Here is a 17,645-nt window from a genome sequence, read left to right as displayed (position 1 = left end):
GTCGCGAAACGATCCAGGGAATCCATGACGTTGGATCCGTCGGATGCCCCAAGCAGGACCTCGTTCACCCCGACACAGGCGCTCGACTAACTTGACAGTCGGGGGAGTCATGGAGAACAGAAAGAGAACACTCTATTAGACCGATGAGACCAAGGAATGCCCCGCAATGCCATCCTCGAGGATTTGCGTTCGTCGATCGCCCATGTGACGGGCGATGGGCACCGTCATGGCGTCCATCCTTTCGGCCTTGACGACATCGACGATCATCTGCCCGGAAATGGTCTTGCAACCGGCGCACTGCATGAGGTTCTGGGCTCTCCCGACATTTGCGACGACGCAGCCGCAACGATATTCATCGCAGGCATATTGGCGCGCATGGAAGGCCCGGTTTTCTGGTGTCTGCGCTGGCGCGATTTGTTCACCCCTGCCCTCGACCTTGCAGGCCTTCATCCTGACCGCCTGACCATCGTCGAGCCTGGCGATGACAAGGGCGCGCTCATTGCGATGGAAGATTGCCTGCGCGTGGCTGGCATCGCCGGCGTTGTGGGCGAGGTCTCAAAGCTCTCTACGACCGCGTCGAAACGGCTTCAGCTTGCTGCCGAAGGGTCCGGGGTGACTGCGTTCATCCTGCGTCGCGCCGCCAAAGCGGACGCACTGGTCGAGGGCTCTGCAGCGCAGACCCGATGGCGTGTTACGGCATCACCGAGCACAGATCTGGGCATTCCTGCCCTTGCCCGCCCGCGCTGGTCGGTCGCGCTCGAGCGCGTCCGCGGCGCAGAACCTAAAAGCTGGATAGTGGAGGCCTGCGATGCGCAGGGTCGTCTCGCTCTACCTGCCATACTGGTCGACAGACCGGATCAGCAGGAAGCGTGGCGTATCGCCGTCTGAGGCGAACGCAGCGCCATCCCGGCCGCCGCTTGTCACGGCCATAGAATCGCACGGTCGCAAGCTGATCGCGGCGGTGGACGTGCTTGGCCGCAGCCTTGGCATCATGCCCGGCATGAGCGTCACCAAGGCAAGGACCATGGTGCCCGATCTTGACGTGCTCGATGCAGACGAAGTGGCCGACGCGCAAGGGCTTGAGCGGCTCGCGTTGTGGGCAGGGCAGCGCTACGCCCCCTTCGTCGCGGTCAATTACCCCGATGGCCTATGGCTCGACATCAGCGGATGCGGCGAACTGTTCGGCGGCGAGGAAGCGCTGGTCAAGGACCTGTTCCGCCGGGTGAACGGCTCGGGCCTTACAGCACAGATCGCTGTTGCTGACACGGCAGGCTGCGCGCATGCGGTCGCTCGCCATGTCCCTGCCGGTCGCCCGGTTATCATTCTTCCTGGAGACCAGAAGAAGGCGGTCGGCCTCCTACCCCTTGCCGCCTTGCGCATCCCGGCAAAAGTGGCAAGCGATCTGCACAAGATGGGCTTCACCCGGATCGAGCAACTCATTGCCGAGCCGCGCGGTCCCATTGCGCGCCGCTACGGACATGAACTCTACCGCCGCCTCGACCAGGCGCTTGGCCATGCGCCAGAGGCGATGGCGCCGATCTTCCCGCCATCACTGCCGCAGGCGCGCCGCGGGCTGCTTGAACCCATCGGTACGGCCGACGCCATCGCGAAGGTCATCACCGATCTCACCGACGACATTTGCGCTGCGTTGATGCGGGACGGCACCGGCGCGCGGCGCCTCGACCTCCATTGCGAACGGGTCGATGGCCGATATCAGTCTGTCAGGATCGGGATGGCGTCTCCTACAAGGGATGCTCGCCATCTGACAAAGCTCCTGGTTCCCAGGATCGAGCGGATTAATCCAGGCCTTGGAATCGAGACCATGATCCTGATCGCGCCGATCGTTGAACCGCTCCGCAGCGCACAGGCTGATCTTGCAGGCGATGCGCGTCGCGGCCCGGACCTTGGTGCCCTTATCGACGCGCTGGCGAACCGTTTCGGCCGAGACCGGCTGTACGGCACGACGCCCTGCTCGTCCGCCATGCCCGAACGAACGGTCAAGCGCACAATGGCGCAGCGCGAGGGCGCGGATCGGCGCTGGAACGCTGTCCTGCCGCGCCCGGGCCGCATGATAGAACCGCCCGAGCCAATCCAGGTGATCGCGATGATGCCCGACCATCCGCCTGCCCAGTTCGTCTGGCGGGGCAAGCGGCGCAAAGTCGTCCAGGCCGATGGCCCCGAACGCCTCCAGGGCGAATGGTGGCGCGACAAGGGGCTGGAAGCCGATACCCCCTATCTCGTGCGCGACTATTTCCAGGTCGAGGTCGAGGGCGGCGGGCGCTACTGGCTGTTTCGCTTGGGCGACGGCCAATGGTCGTCGACCGGGCCGATGGCCTGGTTCATCCATGGCGCCTTCGCATGAGCCTTGCCGATCAGCGCTATGTCGAGTTGCAGGTGACGAGCCATTTCAGCTTCCTGCGGGGTGCATCCTCGCCTGAGGAACTCCTGACCGCCGCCGCCATGCTGGGCCTGCCGGCGATCGGCATCGTGGACCGCAACAGTCTGGCGGGATTGGTGCGCGCCTGGGACGCTGGCCGTTCGACGGGCGTGCGCGTCATCAACGGCTGCAGGCTGGATCTTTACTGTGGCACTGGTCTGCTTGTCTATCCCACAGACCGCGCTGCCTATGGTCGCCTTTGTCGTCTGCTGACGCTCGGCAAATCACGCGCCGGCAAAGGGGGCTGCGCACTCCATTGGGATGATGTCGCGACATGGAGCGAGGGACTGATCGCCATCCTTATCCCCGATAGCGACGACGCAAAAACGCAAGCGAACCTCGTCAGCCTCTCATCCATCTTTCAGGAACGCAGCTATCTCGCGCTGACCCTGCAGCGGCAGCCCGGCGACGCGTTACGGTTGCGGCGCCTGACACAGATGGCACAGCAGGCGCACGTCGCGACCGTCGCCACTGGCAATGTCCTCTACCACACCCCCGAGCGCCGAATGCTGCAGGATGTCCTGACCTGTATCCGCGAGAAATGCACGATCGACGATCTGGGCGAGCGACGCGAGCAGATCGCAGACCGGCACCTCAAGGACGCCGACGAGCTGGACCGGCTGTTCGAGCGCTATCTTGGGGACACAGAGCCAGTTCGGCGAAGTGTCGCTATCGCCGAGCAATGCCGCTTCTCCCTTGAGGAGTTGCGTTATCAATATCCTGATGAAATCGGTAAAAGCGGGCGTACACCGCAGCAGGAACTGGAGCGCCTTACCTGGGCAAAAGCCCCTGCCCGCTATCCAGACGGCATTGACGACAAGACAAGAGCCCAGCTGGAGCATGAGCTGCGTCTCATCGCCCAGCTCGATTACGCACCCTATTTTCTGACGGTCCACGCGATCGTCAATTTTGCGCGCTCGAAAGACATTTTGTGCCAGGGCCGGGGATCGGCCGCGAACTCGGCGGTCTGCTACTGCCTTGGCATCACCTCGATCGATCCGGTGCGCACCGAACTGCTGTTCGAACGGTTCGTGAGCGCTGAGCGACGCGAGCCCCCCGATATCGATGTCGATTTTGAGCATGAGCGGCGAGAGGAAGTGATCCAGTGGATCTACGAGACCTATGGCCGCAACCATAGCGCGCTGACTGCCGTCATCTCCCGCTTCCGCACCAAAGGCGCGATCCGCGAGGTGGGCAAGGCGCTCGGGCTTTCGACCGACGTCACCGATGCACTGTCAGGGCAGGTCTGGGGGTGGAGCCGCGAGGGTGTGCAAGACCGCCATGTCGCCGAGCTCAATCTTGATATGTCCGATCGCCGTCTTGCGCTGACGCTCGACCTGTCGCGTCTGCTCATAGATACGCCGCGCCATTCCTCGCAGCATCCTGGCGGCTTTGTGCTGACGCGCGATCGGCTCGACGAGTTGGTGCCGATCGAACCTGCCCGCATGGATGATCGCCAGATCATCGAATGGGACAAGGATGATATCGACCTCATGGGGTTTATGAAGGTCGATGTGCTGGCGCTGGGGATGCTCAGCTGCATGCGACGCGGCTTCGATATTCTGCGCGCGGAGAAGGGCATCCATCTCGACCTCGCCACGATACCGGCAGAAGATCCTGCAACCTATGCGATGATCCGCAAGGCTGACACGCTTGGCGTCTTCCAGATCGAGAGCCGGGCGCAAATGGCGATGCTGCCGCGGATCAAGCCAAGGACATTCTATGACCTGGTCGTCGAGGTCGCCATCGTGCGGCCTGGCCCCATCCAGGGCGACATGGTCCACCCTTATCTCAGGCGCCGCGAAGGCAAGGAAGAGGTCAGCTATCCCAAGCCGGAGCTGCGCCGCGTCCTCGAAAAGACGCTCGGCGTCCCGCTCTTTCAGGAGCAGGCGATGCGGGTCGCAATTGAGTGCGCCGGTTTTACCGCTAGCGAGGCGGATCTTTTGCGGCGGGCGATGGCGACGTTCAAGCTGACCGGCGGGGTCAGCCATTTTCGCAACAAGCTCATCGGCGGCATGGTCGAGCGCGGCTATGAGCAGGCTTTTGCCGAACAGACCTTCAAGCAGATCGAAGGCTTTGGCTCCTATGGATTCCCCGAAAGCCATGCGGCCAGCTTCGCGCTCATCGCCTATGCCTCCTCCTGGCTCAAATGCCATCATCCAGATGTATTCTGTGCGGCGTTGCTGAACGCTCAGCCCATGGGCTTCTATGCGCCAGCCCAAATCGTCCGCGACGCACGCGAACATGGCGTTGAGGTCCGTCCGGTCGATGTGAACCATAGTCGCTGGGACTGCACGCTTGAAGAGGGGAACCGGCGGTACAAGGCCGTGCGCCTTGGGCTGCGCATGGTCCGCGATCTTGCCAATCCGGACGGCGCGGCGATCGTCTCGGCCCGTGGCGCAGAGCCCTATGCTTCAGTGGAAGAAATCCAGCGCAGAGCCGGCGTGGGTGCTGGTGCGCTCGATCGGATCGGCGATGCTGATGGCTTCGGGTCGCTCCGGCACAGCCGTCGCACTGGCCTGTGGGATGTGAAAGGGTTGCGAGACAGCCCCCTGCCCCTTTTTGCCGCAGCAGACGAGCGCGAGGGGAAGCTCCGCGCTGAAGCGGTCGAACCCGAGGTCGCGCTCTCGCCGATGGCGGAAGGCCAGGAGGTAGTGGAAGACTATCGCAGCTTCGCGCTATCGCTCCGCGCCCATCCGGTAACCTTTCTCAGGGAGGATTTGGCAGCGAGGAAGATGGTCCCGTGCGCGGCGCTTTCTGACATCCGCGATGGTCGCTGGGTCAATCTTGCAGGGATCATCATGGTGCGGCAGCGCCCCGGCTCTGCCAAGGGCATCATGTTCATCACTATCGAGGATGAAACCGGGATCGCAAATCTTGTCGTCTGGACCAAAATATTCGAAGCCAATCGCGGGACTGTCCTTGGCGCATCCATGCTGGGCGTGCGCGGTCAGGTTCAGAAAGAAGGCGAGGTCATTCACGTCATTGCCCAACGGCTAGAAAATCTGTCGGGGTTGCTGGCAAGCGTGGGCGAACGGAGCGATCTTGCCAACGTCTTCCGCCCGGCGCGCGGTGACGGCGCAAACAACGGGGGCGGACCTGATCCTCGGGACCCGGACAGCAAATTGCTCGGTCGTAAGGCACGCGAGATATACATCCCTGACCTGAGGCTGGGATCGGGCATCATTCCAGGGCGGCCGACCGAAGGCATCAAGGTGAAGCCAAGGGATTTTCGGTGAGATCTTTGTCACTGAAGCGGGCTTTGTCAAAACCCCATATCTGCCTTCCACACTTTGCGCGACGGCGCATACCGTCAACTACGATAAGGAGCGCAGCTTTTACCTTGAGAGATACCGGAGCCAGAAAGAGATAAAGTTTCACCTCTTCATCCCAAGCGATGAAACGACCTGGGTGCCACGCAGTGTCATCGGCAACGCGCATCTATGTTTGCGACAATTTGAGTCGGGGACTGTCAGGATTTCCGTGTGCGGCCGGGCGGTTGAACATTACGCCGCCATGGCCCTGATGAAGCGCTCGCCGAAGATTACGGCGAACTGGGTCTTGGCCATGGTCCACTCACGCGGCGGCATTTTCCACTCTTTTTCCGATCGGTTCAAGATCAGATAGAGCAGTTTTGTAGCGGCATCGTCGCTGGGGAAGTGGCCCCTGGCCCGGACCGCGCGCCTGAGCTTCGAGTTCAGCGCCTCGATCGCGTTCGTCGTGTAAATGATCCGCCGCACGTCGTCTGGGAAGGCGAAGAACGGGATGACCTCACCCCAGGCACGCCGCCAGCTCTGGCCGATCGCGGGATAGCGCTGGCCCCAGGGACTGGCCTCGAACGCCGTCAGCGCCTTTTCGGCAGCGTCAGCATCTGTGGCGCGGTAAATCTCCTTGAGCGCGGTTGCCAGCCCTTTGCGGTCTTTCCAGGATACGAAGTCCATGGAGTTGCGCAGCAGATGGACAATGCACGTTTGAACAATTGCCTCCGGGAACACGGCGGTGATCGCATCAGGGAAGCCCTTCAAGCCATCGACGACAGCGAGAAGGATATCTTCGACGCCGCGGTTCCGCAGTTCGTTCATCACCCGCAGCCAGAACTTGGCGCCTTCGTTTTGCTCCAGCCACAGACCCAGAACCTCCTTGGCGCCATCAGCACGGACGCCCAGCGCGATATGGATCGCCTTGTTGCGGACCATGCCTTCATCGCGGATCTTGACCCGGATCGCGTCGAAGAAAACCAACGGATAAACCGGGTCGAGCGGCCTTTGCTGCCAGGTGGCAACTTCGTCGAGGACAGCATCGGTCACCGTGCTGATCAGATCCGACGATACGTCGATACCGTACAGATCGCGCAGGTGCCCGGTGATCTCCCGCGTGCTCATGCCCCGCGCATACATCGACACAATCTTCTCATCGAAGCCCGGAAAGCGGCGCTGATACTTGGCTATCAGCTGCGGGTCGAAGCTGGACTGGCGGTCGCGCGGGACATCAATCTCCAGCTTGCCGGTCTCGGTCATTACGGTCTTCCGGCCATAGCCGTTGCGCGTGTTGCCGGCACCTTCGCCTGTCGCAAGATGGTGATCCATCTCCGCGTTTAACGCGCGCTCCGTCAGCGCCTTCTTCAGCGAATCCAGCAAGCCACCTTGTTCAAATGCGGCACTGGCAGCGCCTCCGGCCAAAAGCTGGTCGAGAAGCGCATTGGGAATAACGGGTTCTTTGCGTCGTGACATAGTGGGACTCCTTGTTACCCATTATGCCCGGCCACACACGGAAATCCTGACAGTCCCGACGTCGCTACTACAAAAGCTTGGAAAATCTATCTGCGGCGATCGTCATCTCCGACGAGGCCGAGATCTATGATAATAGCCTAGTCTATGAACCCTACCGACCAGTGGCCAGCTGGGACGGCGGCAAACTTCGGCTGACCCTCAGACCTATGCCTGGCTGGTTTGCATCAGCATGTTCGGATTTTGAGGGCGCAGGGCTGCTGGGCAGACGGCAAAACTGAAACATCAGACGCTTATTGTAACGATCTCATTTTCTGCGACTATGGCTTTCCCCAGCTAACATCAATGTCAGCATTCAATCCTCCCTGCCCTGCTTCCGACCCGAGCTGGTCTTCACCATAGGACGCGATGAATTTGCGGCTCTTTCAAAGGGTGCCGATCTGGCCGTGAACCGGGACGATCACCCTCCCCCCAACATCGCTCGACCAAGCAGTTCAACAGATCCTGCACAAACGGCTGCAAAATGACATCCGTTCGAAATGGGAACATGTGGAACAGCAGATACCGTCTCGCGCCGCGGCTTACGGTTGGCATGCAATTGCCATGACCCGCGTTACCGACCGCAGCGACCAGACCGGGCCGCCCTATTGCAGTCTGGCCGTTCGCGCCGAGCCTTACCAGGCATAGCGCAGGCTGATGGTTCCCCCGATAGTGCTGTAGTTGCGCGATAGCCGGGCATCGCCGGATGCGCTCACCGACCATGACCGCGCTGCACTCCACTGCCCGCCGAACCGAACCAATGCGGCGTTGGCGTCGGCCGGCAGAGTCGTCCGGCTGATCTGAATCGACGGAAGCTCCGCAAAGCTGCGTGCCACGCTGCGATCGGTCTGGAAGTCGTGAATCCAGGCCAGTTGCAACAGTGGCGAGAAGCTGCCGCCGCCAGAAGTGCTCCACCGGCCATCGACCCGCACGCCAAGCGACATCGGCAGGGCGGTGATCGTCTTTTTGTGGAAAGTGATCGCGCTTTCACGGGCGTTGGACAGGTTCTCCGTCGCGGAACCCTGATACAATCGCATCGGCTCGATAGAAACGAACGGCACGATATGCGCTGCCGGTCCGCCAAGGTCGAACGCATAGCCGGTTTCGAACCGCGCGCCGACGGTTTTGGTGTTCAGCTTGAGCGAACCTGCCACGCTGACACCCAGCGCATCCAGTCGGCGGGTAAAACGGGTGGTGCCGGTGCCGACCTGGGCCAGTGCCGACACATAAGCCGAACCGATATGGCCGATGCCGTATAGGCTCAGCGAATAATGGTCGCCCTGCGCGTTCGAATGGGGCGCCACCAGGCTCGAGGACGCATCCATATAGGTGAACGCGGCGCCGAGCAGGATGGGGTCTGCTCCCGTTTCACCATCGATGCCGACGGTTACGCCGCGTAGCTGGCTGGACAGTCCTGCCCCGCTCCCCGCAGATGCGGTGGGCGTCAGCCAGAACCGGTTTGCGCCGGGTTGCATGGGTTCGACACGCCAACCATCAAGGCGATCGGTAACCGACTGGACAGATCGCTGTGCTGCGGACAGGACTTGCCTGGGCACGATCGTCACCCCGCCAGCACCGAGCGTCTTATAGGCGCTTTCCAGCTTGTGGGTGCTATCGAGTCCGACCAGTCGTGCCGTCAACAGGCGTGACAGTGCCGATCCGCCCCGATCCTGAATCGCGCCGAACGCATTGCCGATCTCAACCCCGGCATCACTAAGGCCTTCGGGGGCAAAATTCGCGGTCGATACAAGACTGAGCACGCCGCCCTCGTCCGCGAGCGCATAGCTGAGGATCGCGCTCCGGGCGGTGCTGAGCGTCATGCCCTGCGCAGCCAGCCCGCCAACGGCCGAAACGACCCCGCCGAGCTTGAAGCTGCCCGGCCGGACCGACCCGGCGTTGAGCGTCTTGATCTCCAGCGTGCCGTCCAGTTGCGCAGCGCCAAGAATATGGAAAGTATCGGAACGCCCGCTATGATGATCGACCCCGATCTGGATCGATCCGGTCGCAGATTGCGTGAACGCACCGTTGATAAGGACGCTGCCGACGCCTGATGCATTGCCAAGGATGCCGTCATTGCGGAAGTGGCCGACACTACCCAGATCAATCGATGACCCCGACTGGATCGTGCCTCCCGCCAGATTGTGGAGAAGGTTCGTCCCACCGTCCTTCAGCGCGATGCTGCCCAGCATGGTGCCGTAGTTGGCGATGGTGGTGTCGCCGGACAGGCTCTTGATGGCCATTCCCGCATCACCGTCCATGGTGGACATGGTGCCGCTGTTGTTGATGAGGTTGATGGGCGAATCTAGCAGCGCTGCATGGCCGCCTGCGCCGCCCAAGACGCTTGCCCCTTCTTCGATATTGAGGATGGGGTCAGTCGAGGAGAAGGCATAGATGGCGCTCGCCCCGGCACCCGTGGCCTTGATCGACACACCGCTGCGCAGGTTCACCGTGACGACACCGGATACGCCGCCTGCGCCTGCGCTGATCAGACGCGCAGAGTTACCGTTCATCACCAATCCGCCACCGCCTGCGACCGATTGGGCCACGACGCCGTAAGCACCCGCGCCCGTGGTGGAGATCGAGGCATTCACATTGACGGTGACGTTGCCGGAATTGGCAGACGTGCCGGCGATGGGGGTCGCCGATACGGCATTGCCGCTGGAGAGGACCGCGCCGCCGCCACCGCCCACGCTTTGGGCAAGGATGCCGATCGCGTTGACGCCAGTGGTGGAGATCGCTGCATTGCTGGCGATGGTAACGTTGGCGCTGTTGGCATTGGAGCCAGTCCCGGTGGTAACGAATGTTGCGGGCGTGTAGACATACCCCGACCCAGTCCGCGAAACGGAAGCCGGAACGTATGTGGTGACGAATGGCGAAGCCATCGACCCGCCAAGACTTGCGCTTCCCGACGAGATGGCGAGACCGCCGCCGCCGCCGATGCTCTGTGCAACGATGCCGATCGCGCCCACACCGCTGGTGGTGATAGTAGCATTTGAGGATATGGCGACATCCGTTGCAGTGCCGCCGGGCTTGCCGCCGAGCACGGCATTGCTGGCAATCACCTGGCTCATGCCGCCGCCGCCCGCAATCGATTGCGCGACAATAGCATGGGCGAAATTGCCGCGTGTAGCGATGGCGCCGCTGGTAGCCGAAACATTCACGGTGCCGCTCGTCCCGGCGGAGGTGCCGGCGGAGCCAAGGGTCATGGTCCCGGAAAAGCTGCTCGCCGGCGACGCGGACAAGCTTGCCAGACCGCCGCCACCTGATACGCTTTGGGCAAGGATGCCCACTGCCTGCGCGCCGCTCGTTGTGATGTTGGACGTGCCGGTTACCGCTACATTGCCTGCGGCGCCGGAGCCGTTTAGCTGGCCGAGCCGCCCGTTGGCGCTCCCGCTGTTGGTGCCCGTGGATTGATCGGTGAAGCTGGCGACACCGCCACCGCCGCCGACCGACTGCGCCAGCAGTGCGACGGCATTGGCGCCGGTGGTGGAGAGGCTAGCCGAATAGCTCGCCGCAACCGCGCCACCATCGCCGCTGATATTGCCTGTCGCGCCCAGGTTCAACGATGCGGTGATCCCGCCGGTCGATCCGCTGAGCCTGCTGGCGCCGCCGATGCCGCCGCCGCCGCCGATCGACTGCGCGATAAGGCTGAACGCGCCTGCGCCGCTGGTGGCGACCTGACCATAGCTGGTCAGCGTGACTGCGCTGCCATGCTGGCCGCTGCCCGCCGAACCGCCGAGCGTCAGACCGACATTGGCCGTACCGCCGCCCGCGCTGGTCGCGCTGGAGGTCGAGGCCGAACCGCCGCCGCCACCCACCGATTGCGCGAACATCCCGTAAGCCAGCGCACCCGATGTCTTGATCGCGCCCGCATTGGTGAGCGATACCGCGCCACCCAAACCTCCGACACCGCCCGATCCACCGAGTACCGCTGCAATCGCATAGGAACCGCCATTGGCGTTGCTGGTCGCCGATCCACCATTGCCGCCGCCGCCGCCAACCGATTGCGCCTGAATCGCCGTCGCTTGATCGCCTGCGGTGGTGATCGCGAGCTGATTGGCCACTTCGACGGCGGAACCGCCGCCGCCCGCGCCGCCATTGCCGCCAAGGCCCATTGCCACTGCCATGCCGCTGGCCGTGTTCGCGTCGGCATTGCCAGCATAGGTCGTGTTGCTTGAAGCGCTGCCGCCGCCGCTGCCCGATCCGGCGGTTGCCGCCGCACTGAACGCGCCGCCGTTGCCGCCACCGCCACCGACTGACTGTGCGAAGATGCCGTAGGAGCCAGTGCCGAAGGTAACGATGCCCTGTCCACTGGTCGCCGTGGCGCAGTGGCCACCGCTGGTCGTGCCGCAGACCAGCACAGCGCCGCCCGCGCCGCCGCCGGCACCCGTACCGGACAGGCCGATCGCCACCGACGCGGAACCGCCCGAACCGGTTGTCGAGCTGGTCGAGCCACCATTGCCGCCGCCACCGCCAACGGATTGCGCGAAGATCGCGCTGCTGCCCGCCGCATAGGTGGTGAGCAGGCCGCCACTTTGCGTCACCTGCACCGCGCCGCCTGCGCCCGCGCCCGCGCCGTTGCCGCCCATCGACATCGAGACGCTAGCCTTCCCCGCATTGGCATTGGTGCTGCTCGACCCGCCATTGCCGCCACCGCCGCCGACCGACTGGGCGAAGATCGCCGCCGATCCCGACGCGAGGAATGCCGTGGACGCGCTGCCGGTGGTGATCGAACCGCTGTTCGCCACGGACACCGCGTTGCCCGCGCTTCCAGAACCGCCAGCCCCGCCCAGGCTCATGCCAACCGCATAGCCGCCGTCGCCGCCCGCGCCGCCCTGGCCGCCGCTGCTATTGTGGCCAGCGGACGAGGATGTGGCGTTATTGGCGGAGGTATAGGCCGTCCCGCCCGTGCGAACGCTCGCCTGGGTCGAGCTGGACGACCCGCTGCTGGCGGGAGCCGCTTCGGCCGAGCTATAGGCCGCGCCGCCATTGCCGCCGCCGCCGCCGACCGACTGGGCGAAGATGCCCGCCGAATTGCTCGCCAGCGTGGTGATCGCGCCGCTATTCTTGACCAGCACGGCCCCGGTGGTGCCACCGCCACCGCCCGAACCGCCCAGCGCGAAGCTGAGCGCTGCAGCGCCGCCAGAGGTTGCCGAAGTCGATGTCGAGCCGCCACTGCCGCCACCGCCGCCCACCGACTGGGCGAAGATACCGGACGAAACATTGCCGCCAGTGCTGATCGCGTGGGTGCTGACCACGGACACGTCGCCGCTATTGCCGCCGACGCCGCCTGCGCCGCCCAGGCTGATCGCGCCGGAATAGTTGCCGCCGGACGCATTGGCTGTGCTTGATCCGCCATTGCCGCCGCCGCCGCCGACCGACTGCGCGAACACGCCATTGGACAGGTCGCCACTGGTCGCGATGCGGGCCGCATTGTTGACGAGCACCCGGCCACCCTGGCCACCCGTCCCACCACTGCCGCCGATACTGAGCGATGCGCCAGCGCCGTTATCGGCCTTCTCGTCCGAAGCGGGCGGGCCGGAGGTCGCAAGCTGCGCTGCGGTCGAGACGGATGCACCGCTGTTGGTCTGCTGGGCAAAGCCGCTGCCGCTGTACGAAGCCGCACCGCCATTGAGCGCGCCGCCTGCTTCGCCCGTCGCCGATGCGCTGGCCGCGCCGCCATTGCCGCCGCCGCCGCCCACCGATTGCGCGAAGATGCCATTCGATTGGGCGCCGTGCGTTGTGAGTGTGCCGCCGGTCTGCGTCACGATCACATCGCTGCCGTGGCCGCCACCGCCGCCATAGCCGCCGATCGCGACCGCTACAGCATATTTGTTGCTCGACGCGCTCGCATCGGACCAGCCGCCATTGCCGCCGCCGCCGCCGACCGACTGCGCATAAATCGCGGACGCTGCGTTGCCATAAGTGGTGATCGAGCCCGAATTGGGCATCGCAATCGAGGCCACGCCGGCCAGCGGCTTGTCGGTGCGGCCTGCCGCATAGCCAGATGTCACATAATCCCTCGCGGCAGCGGTGAGGTCATCGCCGAACTTCGCGCTCACGTCGGAATAGTTCGCCAGATATTGGCGGACGTTGAAGCCGTTTGCGTTTCTTCCCTCACGGATGCTGCTGGTGAGGAAATGCTCGAATCCATAAGTCGGATTGTCGCCGATATTGCGGACCAGGTCGCTCCACGACGCGATATATTCATACGGGTTGAAATTGACCGCGACCGTGCCGCCATTGCCGCCCACGCCGCCGCCGCCGCCCACCGACACTGAAACAGATCCGGTGCCCGCAATCGAATTGGCATAGGCCGATCCGCCATTGCCGCCGCTGCCGCCGATCGATTGCGCCAGGATGCCGATCGACTGGTCGCCGCTGCTGATGCTGCCCGGCGTGACCGGCGCGCCCGTCACGATGTTGCCGAACTGGTTGACCGTGACACTGGCAGCATCGCCGCCTGCCGCGCCCGCGCCGCCGATCGCGACCGAGGCCGAAACCGATGTGTTCTTGCTGTTGCCGCCGCCCGCAGTGACGCTGAAGGCCGCGGCGTTGCCGCCATTGCCGCCGCCGCCGCCGATCGATTGCGCGATAATCCCGATCGAGGACAGACCCGATGTGACGATGTCGCCGGTGCTTTGGACGGCAACCGCCTTTGCCGCCTGACCCGTGCCGCCGCTGCCGCCGGTCGCTCCGGCTGCGCCGACCGACAGCGGGACACGCGGAAAGCCCGTGGCGATCGCGCCCGAGAGCGCCGATCCGCCATTGCCGCCGCTGCCGCCGATCGATTGAGCGAGAATGCCGGTCGAAAGATCCCCCTTGGTGACGATCTTGCCATTGCTGATCAGGCTGACCGACCCGGCGATGCTGCCGTTGCCGCCTGCTCCACCGACCGAGATCGCGGGCGCGACAACGGCCGCCCCGGCGAGCGCAGCGCTGAACCCGCCGCTGCCGCCATTGCCGCCGATCGATTGCGCCAACAGGCCAACCGAAAGCGATCCATTGGTGGTAACCGACTGGTCCGAAATGAGCATAACATTCCCGGCGCGCCCGCCGCTGCCGCCCGATCCGCCGAGCGAGACGGACACCGCACTCAGCGCGCCGATTGCGCCGGAGAATGCCCATCCGCCGTTACCGCCATTGCCGCCGATCGACTGTGCGACCGCGCCGTTGGACTGGCTCCCGGTGGTGATGACAGCGCGGTTGCGATCGGCCAGCGACAGCATGACATCGCCGGCAATGCCGCCATAGCCGCCATCGCCGCCGATCGCCGCGCTCAGGCCCAGCGTGCCGCCATAGCCGCCAGCGATCGCAAAGCCGCCATTGCCGCCATGCCCGCCTAGGCTTTGCGCCACGACGGCCGAGGACAGGTCACCAGTGACCGTCGTATTACCGAACTGCGCGACGGTGACGGCGCTTGCGCGCCCGCCATAGCCGCCATTGCCGCCGAGCGAGAGCGATCCCGAAACATTGGGGCTATAGCTGCCTGCTATGGCGAAGCCGCCGCTGCCGCCTGATCCGCCGATCGATTGCGCCAGAATGCCGCCGGCATTGCCGGTCGTCGCGGCCTTCGCGGTGATGTCGCCCGAACTCCAGACATTGACGGTGCCGGCACCGCCACCGATGCCGCCCGAACCGCCAAGCCCGATGCTGGCTGCAAGCGTGCCGCCATAGCTGCCCGCCACCGCAAAGCCGCCGGAGCCGCCGCCGCCGCCGATCGACTGCGCCTGCAATGCCGCAGCGCCACCGCCCGTCGTCGTCAGCGCGCCGCCATTCACCACGCTAACCGCGCTGGACAGGCCGCCACCGCCACCGCCGCCGCCGATGCTGTTGGCACTGCCGACGCCCATCGAGACCGAGCCTGCAGTCGCATAGCCGCCATTGCCGCCGCCGCCGCCGAACGACTGCGCCAGGATCGCGTTCGAGCCATAGCCGCTGGTGGTGATAGAAGCCGCGCCAGCATCGGTCAGGTTATAGACCAATGCCCCGCCGCCGACGCCGCCGGTACCCCCCTTGCCACCGACCGACAGCGTTACGGCCAACCCGCCGATACCTGCCGCGCCGCTGATTGCCGATCCGCCCGCACCGCCGCCGCCGCCGATCGACTGCGCCATCAGGCCTTGGGAAAAATCGCCCTGTGTCGTTATCAGCCCACCCTGATTTTCCACCGTGACCGCCGCTGCCGATCCGCCCAATCCGCCCGTGCCGCCAATGCCGATGCCGATGGCTACGGTTCCTGCCAGCGCAGCATCGATCGCCGTTCCGCCGCTACCGCCGCCGCCGCCGATCGACTGCGCCAATATGCCCTGCGAGCTCAACCCGCGGGTCGCGATGGAGGCGCCGCCAGTGCTGGCAAACACCTCAGCGCCAGTGCCGCCGTTGCCGCCGGATCCGCCCAGCGCCACGGAAAACGCGCCGAAAAAGCCCGCCGACAGCGCTACGGCATAACCGCCGCTGCCACCGCCCCCGCCGACCGACTGGGCGAGAATACCCTGCGACGACAGGCCCGCCGTCGACAGGATCTTGCCGGTCGCCGGCGTGGTCAGGCTGCCGCGTCCGCTGTTGCCGCAGATTGCAGGCCGGTACGAGTTCGTGCTGAAGGTGTTGCAGTTGACGGTGATGATGTTGCCATTGCCGCCTCCGCCGCCCGTTCCGCCGTGCGCAACCGAGGTTGCCTCGCCTAGGAATGACGTCGCCATCGCCATCGCGCCGCCGGCATTGCCGCCGCCGCCGCCCACCGACTGGGTGAAGATAGCCGCCGAACTGATCTCTACGGTGTGGATCGAGCCGCCGTTAAGTAGCGCGATCTCGCCGCCATTGCCGCCGCCGCCGCCGCTGCCGCCCGTGGCATGTGCCGACCCGCCAAAGATCGTCTTCGACTTCGCCTTGGCATAGCCACCGCTGCCGCCACCGCCGCCAATCGACTGGGCGAACAGGCCGAACGCGCCGCCAGCGCTGTCGTCATTGTTCGGCGTCGTGCTCAGGCCTGCAAGGCACGCATTGCCGGTGCAAATGTCTCCGCTGTTAAACAGGAAGACGCCGCCGCCCACGCCGCCATCGCCGCCGCTGCCGCCAACCGCCACTGACCGGCGCCCGCTAGCCGTGGCAAAACCTGCCTTGCCGCCGCCGCCGCCGACCGACTGCGCGAATACGCCGACAGACGACGAACCGAAGATGCTGACCGTGCCCGTATTAGTGATGTTGACGATGTTGCCATTGCCCGCCTTCCCGCCATCGGCACCCAGCGCATGTCGTCCGGCGTCGCCGCCCGCATCGCCGCCGCCGCCGCCGACCGACTGGCCGGCGATCGCCGCGATGCTGACCGGATTGCAACCACTAAGGCCCGAACTTTCGCAATCACGAACCGATGCGCTGCCGATGGTGATCGCGCCATAGTTGGCGATACCGACGACGCCCGCATGGCCGCCATAGCCCCCGCCGCCGCCATAACCACTGACGCTGGTGCCCGCATTGCCGCCAAAGCCGCCGATGCTCTGCGCGACGATGCCCATGCCGCCATTGGTTCGGATGGCCCCATTGTTCGTGATATAGATATCACCGCCCGAACCACCGGGCAGACCGTTGCCGCCGGATGAATTCTTGTTGCCGTTATCGGCATAGCCGCCTTCGCCGCCTAGGCCGCCGCCACTTTGCGCGACGATGCCGAACGCCGTCGGCCCGCCTACGATATTGAGGCTGACATTGTTGACGAGCGAAATGAAGCCCGCATTGCCGCCCAGGCCGCCGTCACCCCCGGAAAATGTCTTGCGCCGAGTATTGCCGCCCGTCCCGCCATTGCCGCCATAATTATATACCAGAATACCCGTATTGCTCGCCGTATAACCACCGGCCGGCTGGTTCGCGCCCGGATTGATGGTCAGGTTCACAGTGCCGCCATTGCCGCCTTTACCGCCATTGCCGCCGTCATAAACGCAACCGTCATCGTAGATGTCGTTGCCGCCGTGCCCGCCCGCGCCGCCGCGACTGCCGACAATCGCGATTGATCCGTTGCGGGTTGCGGTCGGGCTCGCCGGTGCATAGGTCAGCGGGTTACCGCCGTGATTGGCGATCGGACCGGTGGCACCATCGCCGCCGGGGCCTGTGCCACAGCTGTTGTTCTGCCGGTTGTCCTTGCCCGCAGCGCCATCGGCACCGTGCTGCCCTTCGAGATAGGCGGGGTTGCCGTAATTGACGACCACCTGCGCTCGCGCCTCAGTGGCGGTCGCGACGAAAGCTATGGCACCCAGGCTCGCGGCACCCAGCAAATGCTGCACCATGCGCCGTTGCAGCCTTGTCGTTGCAGGGGTTTGGAACGCGGGCGTTTCGAATGGCATGACTGGCTTCCATCTAAAACCAAAGGAGCGATATATGTTACGCGCGCGAATTGGCCCTAAGCTTTCGCGAAACAAGCATGACCGGGGCCATATCAGCGCGCGTTA

The 17,645-nt window shown here is 64.6% G+C and carries 5 protein-coding genes; 3 read left to right on the top strand and 2 right to left on the bottom strand.

Features of this window, described 5'->3' with window-relative positions; all coding sequences use genetic code 11:
* Positions 1-156 precede the first annotated feature (156 nt).
* From OVY48_RS18575 to OVY48_RS18565, 3 genes are read left to right on the top strand one after another with little or no spacing between them, the layout of a single operon-like run.
* On the top strand, positions 157-888 hold the full coding sequence (locus OVY48_RS18575) for a damage-inducible mutagenesis protein (RefSeq protein WP_313923932.1): 732 nt from the start codon (positions 157-159) through the stop codon (positions 886-888).
* Entirely contained in the window at positions 809-2,362 is a 1,554-nt protein-coding gene (locus OVY48_RS18570; RefSeq protein ID WP_313923931.1) for a DNA polymerase Y family protein, read from the top strand. The genes OVY48_RS18575 and OVY48_RS18570 overlap by 80 nt, the downstream gene beginning before the upstream one ends.
* On the top strand, positions 2,359-5,676 hold the full coding sequence (locus OVY48_RS18565; protein WP_313923930.1) for an error-prone DNA polymerase: 3,318 nt from the start codon (positions 2,359-2,361) through the stop codon (positions 5,674-5,676). Before OVY48_RS18570 ends, OVY48_RS18565 begins: the two co-directional genes overlap by 4 nt.
* A gap of 267 nt (positions 5,677-5,943) precedes the next feature.
* Here OVY48_RS18565 and OVY48_RS18560 read toward each other — a convergent pair whose 3' ends face one another.
* Positions 5,944-7,167 (bottom strand): IS256 family transposase, encoded by a 1,224-nt coding sequence (locus OVY48_RS18560; protein WP_313923929.1) that lies wholly within the window; start codon positions 7,165-7,167, stop codon positions 5,944-5,946.
* A 671-nt stretch (positions 7,168-7,838) separates the two neighbouring features.
* Entirely contained in the window at positions 7,839-17,540 is a 9,702-nt protein-coding gene (locus tag OVY48_RS18555) for an autotransporter outer membrane beta-barrel domain-containing protein (protein WP_313923928.1), read from the bottom strand.
* Between the last annotated feature and the right edge of the window lie 105 nt (positions 17,541-17,645).

The sequence above is a fragment of the Sphingobium sp. SA2 genome, from assembly GCF_032227065.1.
Lineage (GTDB): Bacteria > Pseudomonadota > Alphaproteobacteria > Sphingomonadales > Sphingomonadaceae > Sphingobium.
This window is presented reverse-complemented; position numbering and strand designations above follow the sequence as displayed.

Excerpts from the sequence above, each read along its gene's own strand:
- OVY48_RS18575 (WP_313923932.1), top strand. The coding sequence starts at position 157 with ATGCCCCGCAATGCCATCCTCGAGGATTTGCGTTCGTCGATCGCCCAT.
- OVY48_RS18570 (WP_313923931.1), top strand. The coding sequence starts at position 809 with ATGCGCAGGGTCGTCTCGCTCTACCTGCCATACTGGTCGACAGACCGG.
- OVY48_RS18565 (WP_313923930.1), top strand. The coding sequence starts at position 2,359 with ATGAGCCTTGCCGATCAGCGCTATGTCGAGTTGCAGGTGACGAGCCAT.
- OVY48_RS18560 (WP_313923929.1), bottom strand. The coding sequence starts at position 7,167 with ATGTCACGACGCAAAGAACCCGTTATTCCCAATGCGCTTCTCGACCAG.
- OVY48_RS18555 (WP_313923928.1), bottom strand. The coding sequence starts at position 17,540 with ATGCCATTCGAAACGCCCGCGTTCCAAACCCCTGCAACGACAAGGCTG.